Consider the following 21424-nt stretch of genomic DNA (forward strand, 5'->3'; position numbering starts at 1 on the left):
CGACAAAAGCGTATTCCTTCTTTTATCATGATTACTTTTTCGACTGAAATATTTTTTAGGTCAGTCTCTTTTTTAGTCCATTTAATTTAACGGGAAAAAATATTTCTCAAATAATACACAAGGCTTAATAACTCGCGGAATAAGTTAATAAAATCTAAATATAGATCCAGTGCAACAAGTGGCACATCTTCATCAGTAATCGTTTGATGACGAATTTGGTTCATATCATATAGTGTATAAGTGACAAATAATAGAACGCCAATAGCACTTGCGATTACCATAATAATATCACTAAAGCCTACAAAAATTGAAAGAATTGAGAAAATAATAACCCCTATTAAAATGATGAATAAAAACTTACCCCATCCAGCTAAATTTGCTTTCAAATTATAACCAATGAAACCTACGATAATAAAAATAGCAGCTGTCGTACCAAAGATGACTAACACTAATCCGCCACCTAAAGCGCCCATATAAAAGTTTAATAAACTATATAATGTAATCCCTGTTAGTAACGCAAAAATTGACGATAACCACTTACTCATACGACGAGCTGTACGACTGAACATAAAGATAATCAAAATAATAATTGTCGCAATTGAAATCGGCAATACAAGTGCTGGTGGAATAAATACGCCAATGAATAGGCCTACTGCAGTTAGTACCCATAAGATTGTAAAGAACCGTAGTACTTTACCAAATTGTGAATCCATCTAAATCTCTCCTAATAAAATGTTTTTGTTTATTATACGTTCGACTACTTAAATAGTTTCATTTCATACAAAAAGAGCTTAAGGCATGTATGTCTTAAGCTCTTTTTATTATTTATTTTGCTACGATGTTCACTAATTTACCTGGAACAGCAATAACTTTTTTCACATCTTTACCGTCAATTTGTTCTTTAACCGTTTCATCTGCAAGTGCGATTTGTTCTAAATCTTCACGAGTCGCATCTTTCGCTACCATTAATTTCGCACGAACTTTACCATTCACTTGAACAACGATTTCAACTTCATCATCTACAAGTTTTGATTCGTCAAATGTTGGCCATGCTGCATACGTAATTGTTTCCGTATGACCTAGTTTTGTCCAAAGTTCTTCTGCTATGTGTGGCGCGATTGGTGATAACATTTTTACGAAGCCTTCTGCGTAAGCAGTTGGTACAACGTCTGCTTTATAGCAATCGTTAATAAATACCATCATTTGAGAAATTGATGTATTGAAACGGATATGTTCATTGTTATCTGTTACTTTTTGAACCGTTTGGTTATACACTTTTTCTAATGTTGTATCTGTAGAATCTTGAACTTTTGAAGATAATTCGCCTGTTTCTTCATTAACGAATAAACGCCATACGCGGTCTAAGAAGCGACGTGCGCCATCTAAGCCATTTTCAGACCAAGGAATTGATGCTTCAAGTGGTCCCATGAACATTTCGTATAAACGAAGTGTATCAGCACCATGTGACTCGATGATATCATCAGGATTTACAACATTACCTTTTGATTTCGACATTTTTTCATTACCTTCACCAAGAATCATTCCTTGGTTAAATAATTTTTGGAATGGCTCTTTTGTTGGTACAACGCCTAGGTCATAAAGCACTTTATGCCAGAAACGAGCATATAATAAGTGAAGAACGGCATGTTCTTGACCACCGATATAAATATCAACTGGTAACCAACGTTTTAGAAGCTCTGGATCTGCGATTGCTTCTGTATTATGTGGATCAATATAGCGTAAGAAGTACCATGAAGAACCTGCCCATTGTGGCATTGTATTTGTTTCACGGCGACCTTTCATACCTGTTTCAGGGTCTACAACATTTACCCAATCTGCAACGTTTGCAAGTGGTGATTCACCTGTACCTGATGGATGGATATTATCTATTTTTGGAAGTTCAAGTGGTAATTGGTCTTCTGGAACAGTTGAGATTGAGCCATCTTCCCAGTGAATCACAGGGATTGGTTCGCCCCAGTAACGTTGACGAGAGAATAACCAGTCACGTAGACGATAAGATACTTTTTTCTCGCCGACTTTATTTTCTTCAAGCCATGCGATTGCTTTTGAAATTCCCTCTTCTTTACCTAGACCATCTAAGAAATCCGAGTTGATGTGCTGACCATCTTCAGTGAATGCTGCTTCTTCTACATTGCCGCCTTCAAGTACTGGGATGATTGGTAATTCGAATTTTTTAGCAAACTCATAGTCACGTTCATCATGCGCTGGAACGGCCATAATAGCACCTGTACCGTAAGTAGCTAATACATAGTCAGCAATCCAGATTGGCACTTCTTTGCCGTTAATTGGATTAATTGCATAAGCACCTGTGAATACGCCTGATTTTGTTTTCGCTAAATCTGTACGTTCTAGGTCTGATTTCATTTTCACTTCATCTAAATAAGCGGTAACAGCTGCTTGTTGTTCAACTGTTGTAATTTTTGATACAAGTTCATGTTCTGGTGCTAATACTGTATATGTTGCACCGAATAATGTATCAGGACGTGTTGTAAACACTGTGAATTTATCGCCTGTAGAAGAAACTGTGAAATCAACTTCAGCACCTTCGGAACGACCAATCCAGTGACGTTGCATATCTTTAATATTTTCTGGCCAATCAACATCTTCAAGGTCATCGATTAAACGATCTGCATAAGCTGTAATTTTAAGCATCCATTGTTTCATTGGGCGGCGTTCTACTGGGTGACCACCACGCTCTGATTTACCATCGATCACTTCTTCATTAGCAAGTACTGTGCCAAGTGCCGGGCACCAGTTTACAGCTACTTCATCAATATAAGCTAAGCCTTTATTGTAAAGTTGGATGAAAATCCATTGTGTCCATTTGTAGTAAGAAGGGTCTGTTGTATTGATTTCGCGATCCCAGTCATAGCTAAAACCAAGTTCTTGGATTTGACGCTTGAATGTCGCGATATTTTTTAATGTAAATTCGGCTGGGTCATTCCCAGTATCAAGTGCATATTGTTCCGCTGGAAGACCAAATGCATCCCATCCCATTGGGTGAAGTACATTGTAGCCTTGCATACGTTTGAAGCGAGATAAAATATCTGTCGCTGTATAGCCTTCAGGGTGTCCTACATGAAGACCTGCACCTGATGGATACGGGAACATATCTAATGCATAGAATTTTGGTTTTTCTGGTTCATTTGTTGTTTTGAATGTTTTATTATCATCCCAAACTTTTTGCCATTTCTTTTCAATTTCTTTATGGTTGAAACTCAAAGTAATTGCCTCCTTTTATGTTTTAAACGTAAAAAAAGCTGCCATCCCTCATAGAAAGGGACGACAGCATAACGCTACCGCGGTACCACCCAAATTAGTGTACTCACTCAACTTGAATCCTTAACGCGGACAGACGACGCTGGTTAATTTACGTTCACCAATGTGACTCCAAGGCGAGTTCTGTTAATTCATCTACTAGTTTCCACCAACCACTAGCTCTCTATTAGTAATCCTTAACGTACTATTCCTCTTCAATGTCATATCATATTGCACTCATTGTACTTGAATTGTTGTACATTGACAAGAGATTACGCTATTTTTAGAATTTTTATATCTTTTTCTTTAGCGGCAAATGATACAGTGAATAAGGAATAATCGACACAGCCAAAATAATCATTAAGAAGTAAAATGTGAACTGCATCCCATAAATTTCTGCCAATAAACCACCGGCTACTGGTCCAATCATTTTTCCAAGTGTATTAAAGGAGTTGATAAGACCTTGGTAAAACCCATCTCGTCCAGGTGGCGCTAATGTACTAACAATCGTTGGCACAGTTGGCCAGACGAACATTTCACCAAACGTTAAAATAATCATTGCAACTAAAAACATTCTAAAATTCTCTGCAAAGGTCAATACATAGAAAGATAAGATAAAGATTAAAACACCTGTCACAATCATTATTTGATAGCGGTCACCTAGTCGTTTAATTAATGGATTAATAAGCGGCTGTCCTGCTACAATTAACAATCCATTTACCGTCCAGAGCAAGCTATATTGATTTAACGAAATGCCTATTTCTTGTGTGTATGCTGAAATCGTTGTTGTCCATTGTGTGTAAACTGCCCACCCAAGCATATATCCAATCCCTAAAATACATAGCGCGTAAAGACTCGATTTATCTTTAATTTGTTTCCCTTCGCTAATGACATTAGATGGTGCAATACCATAGCCTTGTGGAATTGTTTTATATGAGAAAGCAATTGCAAAAAAGACAATGTACATCATTAAATTCGCAATGAAAATATAATCAAAACTATAATTTGCAATGACGCCAGCTAACGCAGGACCAAATGCCACACCTAAATTTTGCGCTAAATATATCGCATTAAATCCTCGACGTCCTCCCTCAGGCCAAGCTGTACCAACCATCGCGAACATACACGGAAAAATCATTCCCCCGGTAAAACCAATCAATGCTAAAAACCAAATATAATGCGGCCAGCCATGCCAAATCGTTAAGCCCGCTAAGCCGATAATTGTTAAAATTGACGCCACCATAATTGTCCGAAAGCCACCTAAGCGGTCAAATAAAAAACCCCCGAGTAAATTCCCAACAACACCCGCCGCAGCGTTTGCCATTAAGACAAGCCCTGCAGTAGACAATGATTGCCCAAGCTCCTCATGCATATAAATTGTATTTAACGGCCATAGAAACGAATTGCCGACCGTATTGACAACCATACCGATTATAAGGAACCATACGCTTTTTGGCATATGAAACCCTCCTATAAACAAATTAAATCCTCGCAATCATAACAAAAGTCTATATAAATTGACAATGCATGTTTTTGAAACTCCTACTTTCGTCCGAGTAGAAAGTGGTCGTCTGACATCGCCTCACATGATACAATGAGTTGTTGAGGAGTGAAATAAGAAATGACAGAAACAAATCCAACAGAATTTCCTTTCCCTTCGGATGGAAAACGTTATTATACATGGAATCGCTACTTACGCGATGAATTCGGCTGTAAAGTTTATAAAGTCGCGCTAGATGCCGGCTTTGATTGTCCAAACCGTGACGGCACCGTAGCATTTGGTGGCTGTACGTTTTGTTCAGCAGCGGGTTCAGGTGACTTTGCGGGTGACCGTGTTGACCCAATTCCTGTTCAATTTGCTACAATTAAAGAACGTATGCAGCATAAATGGAAAGATGGTAAAACAATGGCCTACTTCCAAGCTTACACAAATACGCATGCCCCGCTTCCTGTATTGAAAGAAAAATTTGAAGCGGCTCTTGCTTGTGAAGGTGTAATGGGCTTAAGCATTGCTACACGTCCAGACTGTTTACCTGATGACGTTGTGGAATATTTAGCTGAACTAAATGAGCGCACATACTTATGGGTAGAACTAGGCCTACAAACGATTCATGAAAAAACAGCTAATTTAATTAACCGTGCACATGACTTCCAGACATATGTAGAAGGCGTGGAAAAACTGCGTAAACATGGTATTCGTGTATGTACACATATTATTAACGGTCTTCCACTAGAGGACTATGACATGATGCTTGAGACAGCACGCGTAGCTGGGCAGCTTGATGTACAAGCCATTAAAATTCATTTACTTCATTTATTAAAAGGCACACCACTTGTAAAACAATACGAAAAAGGGCAACTTGAATTAATGGAAAAAGATGCATATATTCAATTAGTAGCAGACCAATTAGAGTTAATCCCACCAGAAATGGTCGTACAACGTATTACTGGTGATGGCCCGATTGATTTAATGGTCGGTCCAATGTGGTCAGTGAATAAATGGGAAGTTTTAAATGGAATTGATGCTGAGTTAGCTAATCGTAATAGCTGGCAAGGTAAATTATATAAGAAAGAAGAAGTGACAACTCGATGAAGCTAGAACGCGTATTGGACTACGCGAAAACATTGCTACGTAAATCTATTGATTTTGGAGATGTCGCGATTGATGCGACAGCTGGAAACGGCCATGACACACTATATTTAACAGAGCTTGTTGGTGACACAGGTCACGTCTTTGCATTTGATGTGCAACAACAGGCACTAGATGCAACAGCAGATCGCCTGAAAGAACATGGTGTATTTGAACGCACAACACTTATTTTAGATGGCCATGAAAATATCGCAACCTATGTAGATGAACGAATTGGTGGCGCTATTTTCAATTTAGGCTATTTACCTGGTGCTGATCATACTGTAACAACACATGGTCAAACTACAATTCAAGCCATTGATGAAATGCTTGAAATGATGAAAATAGGCGGCATCATTGTACTTGTTGTCTATCATGGGCATGAAGGCGGTAAAGAAGAACGTGATGACGTGTTAACATACGTTGAATCTTTATCTCAAAAACAAGTTCATGTATTACGTTATGATTTTTTAAATCAAAAAAATGACCCACCATTTATTTTGGCGTTAGAAAAAGTAAAACCGTACACAAAAATGAACGCTACTGAAAAACAAAGCGTTATACAATAGTATAATATAGAAAAAAGAGGCTAGGATTTAATCCCAGCCTCTTTTTATTCATTATTTCTTTTTCATCCAGAAATCTGCATTTTTAATGCCTAATTCCTCAGGATAAAAGACAGGATTTTTTCCGGCTTTCTTTTGTCGTTCATAGTCTTTTAGTGCAATTAATGCTGGTTTCACTAAAAATAGTAAGCCAATCACATTGACCCAAACCATGATACCTAAGCCGATATCACCTAGCGTCCAAGCAGATTCAGATGGACGAACAGCACCAAAGTAAGTAGCAAATAAAATAACAATTTGTACGAATCGAATACCTAATTTTAATTTCTTACCATCAAAAATATACGCCATATTTGTTTCTGCAATGTAGTAATACGCCATCGTTGTTGTAAAAGCAAAGAAGAATAAAGCGAATGCAACGAAAATTGTACCAAAGCCTGCAATCGGGAAAGCTGCATCTACAGCATATTGTGTAAAGGCTGTTCCTGCTTCAACACCCGGTAAATTTTGAACGATAAATGCGCCTGTTCCTTCTCCTTCTTGCACATTGTACATACCTGTAAATAAAATCATAAATGCTGTTGCTGTACAAACGAGGAACGTATCTAAGTAAACAGAAGCCGCTTGTACTAAACCTTGTTTTACTGGATGTGATACTTCTGCAGCAGCTGCTGGGTGAGGACCTGTACCTTGCCCGGCTTCATTCGCATAGATTCCTCGTTTAACCCCCCATGCGATTGCCGCACCTAAAATACCACCAAACATTTCATCTGCACCAAATGCGCTACGAAAAATCAAACTGAATATTGATGGCACTTGATCAATATTTAAAATAATAATAATAACCGCAACTAAAATATAAGCAATAGCCATAAATGGTACGATAAACGATGCTGCTGCTGCAATACGTTTAACACCACCAATAATAATAAGTCCTAAAATCAAACAAACTGCTAATCCTGAAACCCAATGTGGTAACTCAAAAGCATTATACATCGCATCTGCAATCGCATTTGCTTGTACAGTTGGTTGTAGAAATGACATCGCTACTAAAGCTGCAATAGCAAAAATCATACCTAACCATCGCTTCCCGGTAAATTTATGTATATAGAATGCTGGGCCCCCTCGGTAAACACCATTTTTTTCTTCTTTATAAATTTGAGCAAGTGTTGATTCTACATATGCTGTTGCCGCACCAAAAAATGCAATTACCCACATCCAGAAAATTGCGCCTGGACCACCAAAGGCAATGGCTGTCGCTGTACCAGCAATATTCCCTGTTCCAATACGGCCAGATAGTGCCATCGACATCGCTTGGAATGAAGAAACGCCTGCATCTGACTTTTTACCATGAAAAATTTGACCAAACATATCTTTTAAAAATCGAACTTGTACACCTTTTGTTAAAATCGTAAAAACAACACCGACTAGCATGATGCCGTAAATCATCCACGGTCCCCATAAGAGATCGTAAAGTTTATTAATAAATTCCATTATGACTTTCCTTTCTCATTGTACCTATGAAAAATTCTTTTGCTATAACAATAAACTCATTATATAAGACAAGCATTTGAAAATAAATATCCCCGAACAATTTAAAACGCTTTCATACAAAAAAAAGTACTTATTGTCTATTTTCTGTTCTTCTGAGAAGAACAAAACATAAATATTTATGTTTTAAAAACCTTTTAATATCAAGCTTTTTACTTTTTATAGAAGTATTAATTAAAAAATGTCCTCCTTAAAAACACTTTACGTCTTATCCTATATATGACATCTGACTACCGTACAATCAAAAATAGCAAACAAAAAACCACCCTCTTTTTGTTTGAGGGTAGTTTTATTATTCTACAATATAACCAATATTTTTCAACGAGTTAAAGAGAAAACTTTCTACATAACTAAACACTAATTCTCGCTCAGGCTCTAAATATAAGTCATGATGACATTTAGGCCATTCTTTATATATGAAATCTGAAATCGGCTGCTTCAAAAGCCATTTTTTTGCATAATTTGTATCAACAACTTTATCTGCACCTGCATTCATCATTAACACAGGAATATCCGGAATACCTTTTTCAGACTGGTATAAGGCCTTCATAAAATTATGCAATTCATTATACCATTTTACCGTCACATTAGAATTATACATAATATCATCTTTCATTTCTAAATACGCATCGTAACTTCGTGTTAGTTGCTTCACTGTAATATCATGATGGATTTTAAATCCACCTGCAATTTTGCTTAAACCTGGTACTGCATTCGACACACGTGATGGTTGATGCTGTAAATGAAACCATGCAGAAGTCAAAATTAAACCTGCTACTTCATAGCGGTATTTTTGTACAGCATATATTCCAAAAATCGCGCCCATTCCATGACCAAATAAAAATACTGGTAAGTTATAATCAAAAGCTGTCTCTATCATCAATTTCACATACCGTTCATAGTCCTTTAACGCTTCGTCATGCACTTTTTTATGTTTGCTGTCTTCTCCATGCCCTGGAAGATCTCCAGCAATCACATGGAAGCCTCTTGAGCGTAATTCCTCAATCAGCCACGCATAACGTCTATGATGCTCATATGCACTATGTATGACGACCGCAACACCTCGCGCTTGTCCATCAGCTTCCCATTTCCACATAAGATAAAATCGCTCCTTCTGTTTACTCTCTCTATTGTAACGCATAAACGCATTTAACTGTTCCAATAATACACGTAGTTTGGTACGATTAGATTAAATTTTTACGAAATGAGGAGATTTTATATGCTATACCCATTTAAAGATAAAGAGCCAACTATCGACCCTTCCGTCTTTCTAGGTGATGGTGTTGTTATCACAGGTGATGTAACAATCGGAAAAGATTCATCTGTTTTCTATCATACTGTTATTCGCGGTGATGTTTCTCCAACAATTATTGGTGAGCGCGTAAATATTCAAGATTTAAGTTGTCTTCATCAAAGTCCTGCACATCCATTAATTTTAGAAGATGACGTCACTATTGGGCATCAAGCTACGTTACATAGCTGTCATGTAAAAAAAGGTGCATTAATTGGCATGGCTTCAATCGTTTTAGATGGTGCTGAGATTGGGGAAGGTGCTTTTATTGGCGCAGGCAGTCTTGTCACGCAGGGTACGAAAATTCCACCTAATATGCTTGCATTTGGCCGTCCTGCTAAAGTCGTACGCGAATTAACAGAAGAAGATAAAAAAGATATGACACGCATTTTAAATGAGTACTGTGAAAAAGGCCAATACTATAAGGCTGTACAACAAACTCCACTTTTACGTTAATAACCGTTTCACTAACGAAAAACAGGCGTCGCAAATTTGCGACGCCTGTTTTTTTTAATAAAAAAGGTTGTGAGATTTCTCTCACAACCTTCTTTCGGGGAACTCAATCTTTATGGGATTAGTAACCCCAAACCATGGCTAATAATGAACCAATGATTGTTACGATACCAATACCGAATGCGAATAATGTTGCAACCCAGATATCGACTTTATCATCAGTTTCACCAATGTGCATGAATAACATTAATTGGACAGCTGCTTGAATTAAAGCTGTAACAAGCAGAATAATCATACCAACGACCATAGATACGTCGAACCACACAACGGACAGTGCAGCAATAGTTAAAACTAATGAGCCAATAAAGCCCACGACGTGTTCTTTAGGAAATAGTTCTGCCATATTACATCAATCCTCTCAAGTAGATAAAGCTGAAGATGAAAATCCATACAACATCAAGGAAATGCCAGTATAGCGAGAAGATAAATGCTTTGTTCGCTGTACGAGCATTGATGCCATTACGAATAACTTGGATGATAATCGCTGTACCCCAGAATAAACCGAATGTTACGTGAGCACCGTGAGTACCAATAGTAGTCATTAATGAAGATACAAATGCACTTGTAGTAATTGTTGCACCCTCATGTACGTAAGTGAAGAATTCATCAATTTCAACAATTAAGAAGCCTAAACCTAGAATTAGCGTTAAGATGTAGAATACAACCATTGGTGTTTTACGACCAAGACGCATTGCATGTACACCTAAACCAATTAGGAATGAACTTGTTAATAATAAGAATGTTTCAATTAAAACTGGCCCTAATTCGAAAATTTCTTCTCCAGTTGGACCTGTACCTGTACGATCAGATAACGTAAAGTACACTGTAAATAATGTGGCGAATAACACGATCTCCGCACCTAGGAAAATCCAGAAACCGTAAATATTTAAGCGGTTTTGCGTAGTCGAGTATTCTAATGGTTGACTGTGATCAACGTGATGAGCCATTATTTAGCACCTCGCAATCCGCCATTTTCGTCATAGCGACGTTCTGTTTCTTCGATTTCAGCAACATGAATATGATAACCGTCATCTTTTTGGAATGAACGGTAAAGCATGAATGCTAAGGTAATTACTAAGAAGATAGCAGCTGGAATCCACTCTGCCCATACGAAGAAGAATCCCCATGCAGTCATAGCGATACCTTGCCAGAACGCACTTTGTGAGTTGTTTGGCATATGAATATCTTCAATTTTACCAGCTTGAAGGTCGCGGCCTTCTTTTTTCGCAAACCAGAACTCATCAAGACGAGTAACTGTAGGAATAACTGCGAAGTTGTAGTTTGGAGCTGGGGTGTGAACACACCATTCAAGTGAACGCGCATCCCAAGGATCTGAGCCCTCGCGTTTTGCGTAACGGAATGAATAGTAGATGTTGTAAGCAACTAAGATGAATGATACGGCTAAACCTAATGCACCAATGAATGATACCATTGATAATGGACCGTAACCTGTCGCTGCTGAATACGTGTACATACGACGAGCATAACCATCTAAACCAAGAATAAACATTGGGAAGAATGCTACGTTAAAGCTGATTGCCATAACCCAGAATGCTGCTTTACCAAGTTTTTCGTTAAGACGGAAGCCCCAGATAAGTGGCCACCAGTAGTGGTAACCCGCGAATAATGCGAATACTGTACCTGGAATTAATACATAGTGGAAGTGAGCAACTAAGAATAATGTGTTGTGATATTGATAGTCCGCACTTGCCATTGCAAGCATTACACCAGTAACCCCACCGATAGTGAAGATTGGAATAAAGCCTAAAGCGTAAAGCATTGGAGTTGTGAATGAGATTTTACCGTGGCGCATAGTTAATAACCAGTTGAAAATCTTAACCCCTGTTGGTACAGCAATTAACATTGTAGTGATTGAGAATACACCATTTGTTAATACACCGTGACCCATTGTATAGAAGTGGTGGGCCCATACTAAGAATGCAAGTGTAGAAATAACTACCATTGCTGCTACCATTGAGCCGTAACCAAATAAGTTTTTACGTGAGAACGTAGCGATAACTTCTGAGAAGATACCGAATGCTGGAAGGATTACGATGTAAACCTCAGGGTGACCCCATACCCAGAATAAGTTAGCGTAAAGCATGTCCATACCACCGTCAGACATAGCGAAGAATTTAGTACCGAATTGACGATCTAAAGTCATCATAGCCATTGTTACAGTGATAACTGGGAACGCACAAGTGATGATTAAGCTAGTGATTAAAATAGACCAAGTAAACATTGGCATTTTCATTAGCGTCATACCAGGTGCGCGCATTTTCATGATTGTCGTAATGAAGTTAATACCTGTCATTAACGTACCGAAACCAGAAATTTGGATTGACCAAGCGTAGTAGTTATTACCAACACCTGGGTTGTACTCAGGACCAGACAATGGGAAGTACCCTGTCCAACCTGCGTTTGGTGATCCACCAAAAATGAACGAAACGTTGATTAAGATGGCACCAGCTACTGTTAACCAGAAGCTTAGTAAGTTTAAGCGTGGGAACGCTACGTCACGTGCACCAATTTGAAGCGGTACAGCAACGTTCATAAGACCAATAACGAACGGCATCGCAACGAACAAAATCATTAAAAGACCGTGTGTTGTGAAGATTTCGTTATAGTGAGCAGAGTTTAATAGGCCATTCTCAGGAATCGCAGTTTGCGCACGCATTAATAATGCGTCGACGCCACCACGGAATAGCATAATAATAGCTACAAAGATATACATTACACCGATACGTTTGTGGTCAACTGTAGTTAGCCATTCACTGTATAACCAACCCCATTTTTTGAAGTAAGTTAAACCAATTACAACAGCAAGTGATGCTACTACGATACCGATGAAGGTACCAAAGACCATAGGCTCGCTTAACGGTGCAACGATTGCGTCAAAACTCATCAATTTAGTGTGACTCCTTTCTTGCTTCTACTTTTGAGAAGATTATTATTCAGATTTTAAACCTTAGTGACTGTCTGTATGACGGTGAATGTTAAGTTTACCGTTACCAGTTTGATCAGCTTTAGATTTGTTGTAAGACTCTGCATTCATCATATCGTGGTGAGATGCTGGAGCTGGGCTGAATGATAAGTGAGTAGAAGAGAAGCTTTCGCGGCCAACGTGGGCTGCGTTAAGTAATTCGTTGAACTTTTGTTCTGTTAATTCAGGCTCAGTAGATTTTACATCTTGAGTCCATTCGTCGAATTTAGCTTGTTCCATAGCTTGTACTTCGAATTGTTGTGCTTCGAAGCCAGGACCGTTGAATAAGCTGTTACGTCCGAAGTATTCACCTGCTTCATCTGCAGCTAGGTGAATTGTTGTAGTCATGTCACTCATAGCATATTTTTGACCTGCTAATTGTGGTACCCAGAAACTTGTCATCATACCGTAAGAGTATAGACGGAATTCGATTGGGCGATCTGTTGGAATGTTCACATAGTTAACTGTTTCAATATTTTGTTCAGGATAACTGAAGTGCCATTTCCATTCAGAAGAAGATGCATAAATTACTAATGGTTCAGTATTTGCGTAATCTTCTGTTTGTGGATTTTCAACCTTTTCTAATGACCAAATTGTTACAACTGATAAGAAAGCTACGATAACGATTGGAATAGCTGTCCAAACGAATTCTAGTTTACGGTTACCTTCTTCAAAAGGAGGTTCGTAATCAGCTGGTAATTTGCTTGCGCGGTATTTTACTAATACTACTGCAAGGATAATGTACACAGCTAAAAGAATAATTACCATTGTAGCGATCGAAATTAAGATGGTAGTCGAAAGTGTACGAGCGTTCGGACCTTTCGCGTCAAATACCATCAATGGTTCACAGCCAGATAAAACTAGAGCCATAAACGCCATAACAATCGGCAAGATTAGTACTTTTTTTCTCATGTTGTACTCCCTTCTAAAACAACTATTCTACATACGTAGAATGCTGAATGGATATTGAAGTGTGTCCCCCGATATTTAGTTTGTAAGGTACAAAATAAATATGTGTGAATGCGCAGGATGATCGAATTTGTGTCCTAAATCCCCCCCAAAGCCAGTGCCTATACCTCGATTCCCTTATAATTGCAGTTCAATCAAAAAACATAGAATCAGATAGTATGTACCCTGAAATCAGGAAGTTTTAGGAAACCCAAGCTCACAAACCCTTCGCGTAGAAGTTATCAACCTCCATTACAATTCATTTTGAATTATAAACCTAAGTATACGGTAAAAAAATAGAAATATTGTCATTTTCACATTTTCTTTAAATGTTTTTGAACGTTCTGTGTACACGTTTTCAAAAAACCATTCTTTTTACACTTTTTGTGATACTTTATATTCGTTTTATATCCTTTATTTTCTTTTATTTGATAAGTTCAAATACTTTGACTTTAACTTATTCGTTAGTTCTTTTATAAGGTCAGATCGGACTTTATAAAAGAACGTAGTTTATTGCTATAAAATGAGATGCTATCTTAATAAACTGCCACAAATGTTACTAACATAGCATTAACACTCTAAAAGCTTAATATGGTATTCTTTAAAAGACCACTACATAATTTAAAAAGTGGTGATATTTGAACGGTTGTCCTTTATAGCAACTATTTAAAATCCACTAAGGAGGAATTTATATGATTTCTAAACAATTTACAATTACAGCACCCGAAGGTTTACACGCACGTCCAGCAGCAGAGTTAGTAAAAGCTGCTTCAAAATTCCAAGCAGACACGACACTTGTGTTTGATGGCAAAAACGTTAACTTAAAATCAATTCTTGGTGTTATGTCACTTGGCGTCCCAACTGGCTCTGAAATCTCAATCAATGTTGATGGCTCTGATGAAGAACTTGCTCTTCAAAAGCTAGAAGAAACATTCACAACATCTGGCCTTGGTGTAGCGAAGTAATAATTCACACTATTATAATAGAAGAAACCTTAAAAACGTTATAACCTTTTTAAGGTTTCTTTTTTATATTCTTGAACATATAATCGGTTACGGCCATTTTCTTTTGCTTGATATAAAGCCACATCTGCTTGCTTAAATAATTGTTCTAGCGTACACATCTCCTCATTTGTATAGCAAGCACCGATACTAATTGTCATATGAATGCTCTCCCCTGTTCTTCAAATAGCAAATTCTTTACTTATCACAAACTCCCTTAAAACATCTAAATCCTCTTGAATAACCTCTAAGCGATGCGGTATTAATAAAATAAACTCATCTCCCCCGTATCGAATGACATCAATATTTTGCTTTAGCTTCCATTGTACTGCTAATGAAGTTAGCCATTTGATTGCCTGGTCACCTACTAGATGACCATATGTATCATTCACTTTTTTAAATCAATATCAAAAATGACGAAAATATAATTTTTAACTTGCCATTTTTCATCTAATTACTCTTCATCAATAGACGATTTTTTATATCTATTAAACGGTCCTTATGCAATTTTCATTCGAATGCGGTGGTTGTCATTTAAGAAACCTTAAGTGCCTTATTCAAGCGGTCTTCATTCATAATTTGTTTAGTTAATGAATCAATTAATAATATTTGATAATAAGGCGTATTACGCTTTTGCTGACTATATTTATCCATAAAAAAAAGGCTAGTTTCCTAGCCTCATAAAAAGAAATTAGTTAAAACGAGCTTTTAATGCTTCTGCTTTATTTGTTTCTTCCCAAGGAACATTTAAATCTGTACGACCAAAGTGACCGTAAGCAGCTGTTTGTTTGTAAATTGGACGACGTAAATCAAGCATTTTAATAATGCCTGCTGGACGTAGATCAAATAATTCGCGAACAGCTTCTACTAATTCAGCTTCTGAAACCGTACCTGTACCGAATGTATCAATTGAAATTGATACCGGTTGTGCAACACCAATTGCGTAAGCAAGTTGTACTTCTGCACGGTCCGCAAGACCTGAAGCAACAATATTTTTCGCAACGTAACGAGCAGCATAAGCGCCTGAACGGTCAACTTTTGTTGCATCTTTACCAGAGAATGCACCGCCACCATGACGTGCATAACCACCGTAAGTATCTACGATGATTTTACGTCCTGTAAGACCTGCATCCCCTTTAGGTCCACCGATGACAAAACGGCCTGTTGGATTGATAAAGTATTTTGTTTGTTCATCTAATAATTCAGCAGGAACAACTTGTTTAATAACATGCTCTTTCATATCTGCTTGAATTTGCTCTAATGTTGTTTCTTCATCATGTTGTGTAGAAATAACGATTGTATCCACGCGTACTGCATGTTGTTCTTCATCATATTCTACTGTTACTTGTGTTTTACCATCTGGACGTAAATAAGCTAACTCACCTGATTTACGAACTTCTGTTAGACGACGAGATAATTTATGTGCTAAAGAAATTGGTAGTGGCATAAGTTCCGGTGTTTCATTACAAGCGTAACCAAACATTAAACCTTGGTCACCCGCACCGATTGCTTCAATTTCTTCATCTGACATAGAACCTTCACGTGCTTCTAATGCTTGGTCTACACCTTGGGCAATGTCAGGTGATTGTTCACCTACTGCAACAAGTACAGCAAGATTTTCCGCATCGAAACCATATTTACCGCGAGTATAGCCGATTTCAGCTACTGTATCGCGAACGATGCCTTTCATATCTACATAAGTAGATGTTGTTAATTCACCTGTTACTAGTACTAAACCTGTTGTAACAGTTGTTTCACATGCAACACGTGCATTTGGATCTTTTTCTAAAACCGCATCTAAAATTGCATCTGAGATTTGGTCACAGATTTTATCTGGATGTCCTTCTGTAACACTTTCTGAAGTAAATAGTCGACGTTGAGCCATTGTATGGGTTCCTCCTATACGAGTTCGATAGATACGGTACTCATTATCCGTGTAGCACCTATTATATAGAAGAAACTTAAAAAATGAGCTGTTCTCCTACGATGCCAGCCAGCCGAAGCTGCTTTTACACGAGTATTATAGAAAGTGCCATTGGCGATTGCAATGACAATCGAAAATAAAAAAACCCTTTTCTCATAATGTTTAATGAGGAAAGGGGTAATTTCGTAAGCACCTTTCACTCTTATCGTTCAAGGAAAATCCTTGCATCAGATTAGCACCAACGCATGCTGTGAAATACATGCAGGTTGCCGGGTTTCATTGGGCCTGACCCTCCACCAGCTCGGGATAAGAGTATCCGTTCAATTTCCAATACTAATAGATTCTATTATGAAAGTCAATCATTTAATAGCTCTGTTAAATACATGACCTATGCTATCTCTAAAATTATAAAATATTGGTCATACACAATCGTATATATGATATTTTTTATGGATAAGTATAACCTAATAAAATTATTTAATACCTGTTGTAATACAGAGCCTTAAAAAACTTATTTACAACAACTGTTATATACAATAAAACAGAATAATGCTGGTTCGAAACACCTTTTACTTCCTTTAACCATTTTGTCATATTTAAATAATTTTTATAAAAAATGATGTATTAATGTAGACTATTGATTTTAATGTGTTATACTAATTCCATAATTAATTAAAAAAAAGCCAATAAGGCATACTAAATAACATATAAATTTTAAAAAAGGATGGTACGACACATGAATTCAGTAGAAACTGCGAATGAATTAACAGAACTATTAGCTGGTCAAAATATTAAGGAACAATTATCAGTAGCACAATTAGTAGAAAAAGCGACATCTCGTAATGAAGCAATTTTAACTGCTGACGGTGCTGTTCGTGCTTTAACTGGTAAATACACTGGTCGTTCTCCTCGCGATAAATTCTTCGTTGAAGAAGATTGCTCAAAAGATAAAATTGACTGGGGGAAAGTAAACCAATCAATTTCATCAGAAGTATTTGATAACTTATATAAAAAAGTAGTAGATTACTTAAAAGCAAAAGAGGAAGTATTTGTATTCAAAGGTTTTGCTGGCGCTGATGAAGATTCTCGCTTATCAATTCGCGTTGTAAATGAATATGCTTGGCATAACCTATTCGCTCACCAATTATTCATTCGTCCTTCTCAAGAAGAGCTTGCTAACCATGTAGCAGACTTTACAATCGTTTCTGCTCCAACATTTAAAGCAGATCCTGCAGTAGATGGTACAACTTCAGAAACATTCATCATCGTATCTCTTGAAAAGAAAATTGTTTTAATCGGTGGTACTGAGTACGCTGGCGAAATGAAAAAATCAATCTTCGGTATCATGAACTACTTATTACCAGAACAAGGTATCTTCCCAATGCACTGCTCTGCTAACGTTGGTGCTGAAGGTGATGTTACATTATTCTTCGGTTTATCTGGTACTGGTAAAACAACTTTATCTGCAGATGCAGATCGTAAATTAGTTGGTGATGACGAACACGGTTGGTCTGATAAAGGTATCTTCAATATTGAAGGTGGCTGCTACGCAAAAACATTAAACTTATCAGCTGAAAAAGAACCTGAAATTTTCAATGCCATCCAATTCGGTACAGTACTTGAAAACGTTGTAGTTGATGAAGCAACTCGTATTCCTAACTATGATGATGCACAATATACACAAAACACACGTGTAGCATACCCAATTCAAAATATCGATAATATCGTTGATCCATCAGTTGCAGGTCATCCAAAAACAATCATCTTCTTAACTGCAGATGCATTTGGCGTATTACCTCCAATCTCTAAATTAACGAAAGACCAAGCAATGTACCACTTCTTATCAGGTTTCACTTCTAAAATCCCTGGTACAGAACGTGGTGTAGTAGAACCTGAACCAGCATTTTCTACATGCTTCGGTGCTCCATTCATGCCATTACATGCTACAAAATATGCTGAAATGTTAGGCCAAAAAATTGACGAGCATGAAGCAAATGTATTCTTAGTAAACACTGGCTGGTCTGGTGGTCAATATGGCGAAGGTAGCCGCATGAAACTTTCTTACACACGTACAATGGTACGCGCTGCAATCAATGGTAAATTAGATAATGCATTCAAAAAAGAAGATAAATTCTTCGGTCTACAAATTCCATCAGAAATCGATGGCGTACCATCAAATATCTTAGATCCTCGTAACGTATGGGAAGACAAAGATAAATATGATGCAACAGCTAAAAAATTAGCTGGTATGTTCCACGAAAACTTCAAGAAATTTGGTACTGTCGCTGAAGGCATCCTAAAAAATGGTGCACCTCGCGTCTAATTTCTTGAAGAAAAACTTCGATTGACAATCAAAAAAATCATCTAAAAAAGAGCCAGAGAGTAATTACTCTCTGGCTCTTTTTATTTGTTAGTCTTGCTCATCCGGTACAAATTTCACGTCCGCTTGATGCTGATTAAAAAATTCAACGATATCTTCTGCATCACCGCGTGTTAATCGGTTAAAAGATATTTCGCGACCATAATCATGAAGCTCTAAGCCTTCTTTACCCGCAACTTCATGAAAGAAAAGATTAAACCATTTTAACTTACTATCAAACGCCGCTTCTTCTGCAAAAAATCGACGTGTACGTTCATTTAAATCAATTTTAAACTCCTTTACAAGTCCTTCTGAACGCATTAAATTCGTATAGTTTTTTAATTCAGCAATTGCTGTTGTTTCTTCATTCCAACATTGGATTGTGACATACGAAAACTTATCGGTGAAATATAGCCATAAGTGATGCCAATACCAATAATTTGTATCAAAATCTTTTGTACGGTCAACGGGTGGTAATTGAATATGCACATAGCCCATCTGTTATCCCTCCTGTTGTTTCATCCAATCACAGGCATCCGCAACTACTTGACGGTTTGCTGCAACCGGAAAATAATGTGTATACTGCTCTTTATACCATGTTTCATATGATTTATGAGCTACTTTTAATGCCGCTTCTAATCGCTTCGCATGTACAATCGGTACATTATCGTCTTGTGCTCCGTGAATGATTAATACTGGACAGCTAATCTCATTGACACGAAAAAGCGGTGTACGCGCATGATATGCTTCTGGCATCTTCGTTGGTGTACCACCTACAACACGTTTTAGCATACGACGCATATCAACACGTTCCTGATAGGTGAGCGTCATATCTGAAACACCACCCCAGGTAACAACTGACGTGATATCGTGTCGTAAAATCGCTGTCCACAGTGCCATGATGCCTCCTCGAGAAAAAGCGAATACATGAACGCGTGTCGTTGAAAATTGCTTTAAAACCTCTACACCATGCACGGCATCAAAGCGGTCAACACCGCCAAATTCATCGCGTCCTTCCCCACCTCGATTTCCTCGGTAATACGGTGCAAATACAACTAACCCCTGTGCAGCAAATTCTGCGATACGTGCAGGACGCACCATACCAACTCCTTGAATGCCACCTCGTAGATACAGCATCCCATCATATTGTCCTGCTTGGTTTGGACATGCGAGCATTCCTTTTACACGAATCCCTTCAGACCAATATGTAATTTCCCGCAGTCGAATGTCAGGATTTGGCGAAGGATAGTCTCTACTGGACTCAATAGTGCCACTTATCCTCAAGTTCGCTCACCTTCTCAAGAATTTTTTTCATGCCCCCATCACGCATATGAAAGCTTAATTGCTCACAGCCTAATAATTCTTCATCTGTCATTAAAACAGCACCTTCTGTTTCATGCTTTTTATAGTTCGTATCTAAGGACGTTACATTGGCAATATATACGGCTTTACCAAATGGTGCTTTCTGTTGTACTACATACGTCGCAAGCCACATCACATCGTTAATATGTGCTCCTGTTTCTTCATATACTTCGCGTATAGCCGCTTCAATTAATGTCTCCCCTGCTTCTTGCTTACCTCCTGGAAATTCATAACCTCGTTGTGGATGCTTTGTTAATAACCAGCGTCCTTCAAATTTCGCTAGTACAAGTACATGTGTTGGATCAAATGAAAATGCGTCTTTTTTGAATGATAGGTCTACGCCATGACCATTTAAATCGGTATAGGAAAACATCTATTACCACTCCTTCATACTGTCAGTGTATCAATACTTCGCAAATAAAAAAACGGGTAAATGCCCTATTTCGCATTTACCCGTTTTTTTATACATTTAGCTTAGATTGACACATCAAAATTTTGACCAACATTTGGGTCAAGTGATGGTGTAGTAATTTGTGGCATTTGTTCGACCATTTGCGCAACAGCTGACGTTTCCATATTCATTGCCTTTTGCATAACACTCATTTGTACGGTTTGTTGGAGCTCCATTAACTGCATCGACATAATTGAACTTACATCCATGTTTCTCCCTCCCTTCACTCTTATGTTATATCGGCTTTTTAAAGCAATCGTACACAATGCTTTTTTAAAGGCTTTTCGGTATACTAACATGGACAACTATTTAGAAAGAAGAATGACGATGAAAAAACTACTTGTTGCGATCTTTCGCTTATACCAGAAAATCATTTCTCCCCTATTCCCACCAAGCTGTCGCTTCCATCCAACCTGTTCAAATTATGGCATTGAAGCTGTATCTCGTTTTGGTGCGATAAAAGGTGGTTACTTAACAATGAAACGAATTTTACGCTGTCAGCCATTATGTAAAGGTGGCTATGACCCCGTACCACTTGAATGGCCATCGAAAAAGAAATAATTTCGA

20 protein-coding genes, 1 pseudogene, 1 riboswitch and 1 other annotated feature are annotated in these 21424 nt (G+C 37.7%); of the genes and pseudogenes, 6 read left to right on the forward strand and 15 right to left on the reverse strand.

Annotation, left to right across the window (positions count from 1 at the left end):
- Positions 1–86: 86 nt before the first annotated feature.
- From KTHG_RS08240 to KTHG_RS08250, 3 genes are all read right to left on the reverse strand, one after another.
- Entirely contained in the window at positions 87–713 is a 627-nt protein-coding gene (locus tag KTHG_RS08240; protein WP_139992682.1) for a Bax inhibitor-1/YccA family protein, read from the reverse strand.
- Positions 714–825: 112 nt separating this feature from the next.
- Positions 826–3243, reverse strand: a complete 2418-nt coding sequence (gene leuS, locus KTHG_RS08245; RefSeq protein WP_126989010.1) for a leucine--tRNA ligase — start codon at positions 3241–3243, stop codon at positions 826–828.
- A 53-nt stretch (positions 3244–3296) separates the two neighbouring features.
- Positions 3297–3507 (reverse strand) — a binding site (T-box leader).
- A gap of 64 nt (positions 3508–3571) precedes the next feature.
- Positions 3572–4738, reverse strand: a complete 1167-nt coding sequence (locus KTHG_RS08250) for an MDR family MFS transporter (protein ID WP_126989011.1) — start codon at positions 4736–4738, stop codon at positions 3572–3574.
- 162 nt (positions 4739–4900) lie between these two features.
- On the opposite strand from KTHG_RS08250, the gene mnmL reads away from it, so the two are divergent.
- On the forward strand, positions 4901–5872 hold the full coding sequence (gene mnmL / locus KTHG_RS08255; protein WP_139992684.1) for a tRNA modification radical SAM protein MnmL/YtqA: 972 nt from the start codon (positions 4901–4903) through the stop codon (positions 5870–5872).
- Complete coding sequence (mnmM, locus tag KTHG_RS08260) at positions 5869–6477, forward strand: tRNA 5-(aminomethyl)-2-thiouridylate-methyltransferase MnmM (protein WP_126989013.1); 609 nt, start codon at positions 5869–5871, stop codon at positions 6475–6477. Before mnmL ends, mnmM begins: the two co-directional genes overlap by 4 nt.
- A 51-nt stretch (positions 6478–6528) precedes the next feature.
- Here mnmM and KTHG_RS08265 read toward each other — a convergent pair whose 3' ends face one another.
- Together KTHG_RS08265 and KTHG_RS08270 are read right to left on the reverse strand one after the other, a co-directional pair.
- The gene (locus KTHG_RS08265; protein ID WP_139992686.1) at positions 6529–7968 is read right to left on the reverse strand and encodes an alanine/glycine:cation symporter family protein; all 1440 of its coding nucleotides are present in this window, start codon (positions 7966–7968) and stop codon (positions 6529–6531) included.
- Between the two features lie 349 nt (positions 7969–8317).
- On the reverse strand, positions 8318–9121 hold the full coding sequence (locus KTHG_RS08270) for an alpha/beta hydrolase (protein ID WP_126989015.1): 804 nt from the start codon (positions 9119–9121) through the stop codon (positions 8318–8320).
- A gap of 123 nt (positions 9122–9244) precedes the next feature.
- Between KTHG_RS08270 and KTHG_RS08275 the strand changes: the two genes are divergently transcribed.
- On the forward strand, positions 9245–9772 hold the full coding sequence (locus KTHG_RS08275) for a gamma carbonic anhydrase (RefSeq protein WP_126989016.1): 528 nt from the start codon (positions 9245–9247) through the stop codon (positions 9770–9772).
- 118 nt (positions 9773–9890) lie between these two features.
- Here the strand turns inward: KTHG_RS08275 and qoxD are convergent, their stop codons facing one another.
- The 4 genes from qoxD to qoxA all read right to left on the reverse strand — a co-directional run bounded on the left by qoxD (position 9891) and on the right by qoxA (position 13724).
- On the reverse strand, positions 9891–10172 hold the full coding sequence (qoxD, locus tag KTHG_RS08280; protein WP_139992688.1) for a cytochrome aa3 quinol oxidase subunit IV: 282 nt from the start codon (positions 10170–10172) through the stop codon (positions 9891–9893).
- Between the two features lies 1 nt (position 10173).
- The gene (locus KTHG_RS08285; RefSeq protein ID WP_126989018.1) at positions 10174–10776 is read right to left on the reverse strand and encodes a cytochrome c oxidase subunit 3; all 603 of its coding nucleotides are present in this window, start codon (positions 10774–10776) and stop codon (positions 10174–10176) included.
- Complete coding sequence (qoxB, locus tag KTHG_RS08290) at positions 10776–12734, reverse strand: cytochrome aa3 quinol oxidase subunit I (RefSeq protein ID WP_139992782.1); 1959 nt, start codon at positions 12732–12734, stop codon at positions 10776–10778. Before qoxB ends, KTHG_RS08285 begins: the two co-directional genes overlap by 1 nt.
- A 63-nt stretch (positions 12735–12797) precedes the next feature.
- The gene (gene qoxA / locus KTHG_RS08295) at positions 12798–13724 is read right to left on the reverse strand and encodes a cytochrome aa3 quinol oxidase subunit II (RefSeq protein WP_126989019.1); all 927 of its coding nucleotides are present in this window, start codon (positions 13722–13724) and stop codon (positions 12798–12800) included.
- Positions 13725–14452: 728 nt separating this feature from the next.
- Here qoxA and KTHG_RS08300 point away from each other — a divergent pair.
- Entirely contained in the window at positions 14453–14725 is a 273-nt protein-coding gene (locus tag KTHG_RS08300) for a phosphocarrier protein HPr (protein WP_126989020.1), read from the forward strand.
- A 38-nt stretch (positions 14726–14763) separates the two neighbouring features.
- Here the strand turns inward: KTHG_RS08300 and KTHG_RS21795 are convergent.
- Together KTHG_RS21795 and metK are read right to left on the reverse strand one after the other, a co-directional pair.
- Positions 14764–15153 (reverse strand): annotated as a pseudogene (locus KTHG_RS21795) (GGDEF domain-containing protein).
- Positions 15154–15452: 299 nt separating this feature from the next.
- Positions 15453–16646 carry a methionine adenosyltransferase gene (gene metK / locus KTHG_RS08315; RefSeq protein ID WP_126989022.1) on the reverse strand — a complete coding sequence of 398 codons (1194 nt, stop codon included), beginning with the start codon at positions 16644–16646 and terminating at the stop codon, positions 15453–15455.
- A gap of 238 nt (positions 16647–16884) precedes the next feature.
- Positions 16885–16998: riboswitch (SAM riboswitch) on the reverse strand.
- Between the two features lie 423 nt (positions 16999–17421).
- On the opposite strand from metK, the gene pckA reads away from it, so the two are divergent.
- Entirely contained in the window at positions 17422–19008 is a 1587-nt protein-coding gene (gene pckA / locus KTHG_RS08320) for a phosphoenolpyruvate carboxykinase (ATP) (protein ID WP_126989023.1), read from the forward strand.
- 87 nt (positions 19009–19095) lie between these two features.
- Here pckA and KTHG_RS08325 read toward each other — a convergent pair whose 3' ends face one another.
- From KTHG_RS08325 to KTHG_RS08340, 4 genes are all read right to left on the reverse strand, one after another.
- Positions 19096–19542 (reverse strand): hypothetical protein, encoded by a 447-nt coding sequence (locus KTHG_RS08325; protein WP_139992694.1) that lies wholly within the window; start codon positions 19540–19542, stop codon positions 19096–19098.
- A 3-nt stretch (positions 19543–19545) separates the two neighbouring features.
- Positions 19546–20328 (reverse strand): alpha/beta hydrolase family protein, encoded by a 783-nt coding sequence (locus KTHG_RS08330; protein ID WP_126989025.1) that lies wholly within the window; start codon positions 20326–20328, stop codon positions 19546–19548.
- Positions 20306–20779, reverse strand: a complete 474-nt coding sequence (gene ytkD, locus KTHG_RS08335; protein ID WP_126989026.1) for an RNA deprotection pyrophosphohydrolase — start codon at positions 20777–20779, stop codon at positions 20306–20308. Before ytkD ends, KTHG_RS08330 begins: the two co-directional genes overlap by 23 nt.
- A 101-nt stretch (positions 20780–20880) precedes the next feature.
- Positions 20881–21066, reverse strand: a complete 186-nt coding sequence (locus KTHG_RS08340) for a YjfB family protein (protein ID WP_139992696.1) — start codon at positions 21064–21066, stop codon at positions 20881–20883.
- 118 nt (positions 21067–21184) lie between these two features.
- Here KTHG_RS08340 and yidD point away from each other — a divergent pair, with 118 nt between their 5' ends.
- On the forward strand, positions 21185–21418 hold the full coding sequence (gene yidD / locus KTHG_RS08345) for a membrane protein insertion efficiency factor YidD (RefSeq protein WP_126989028.1): 234 nt from the start codon (positions 21185–21187) through the stop codon (positions 21416–21418).
- Positions 21419–21424: the final 6 nt, after the last annotated feature.

This window comes from Kurthia sp. Dielmo, assembly GCF_000307285.2.
In the GTDB taxonomy this organism is placed as follows: Bacteria; Bacillota; Bacilli; order Bacillales_A; family Planococcaceae; genus Kurthia; species Kurthia populi.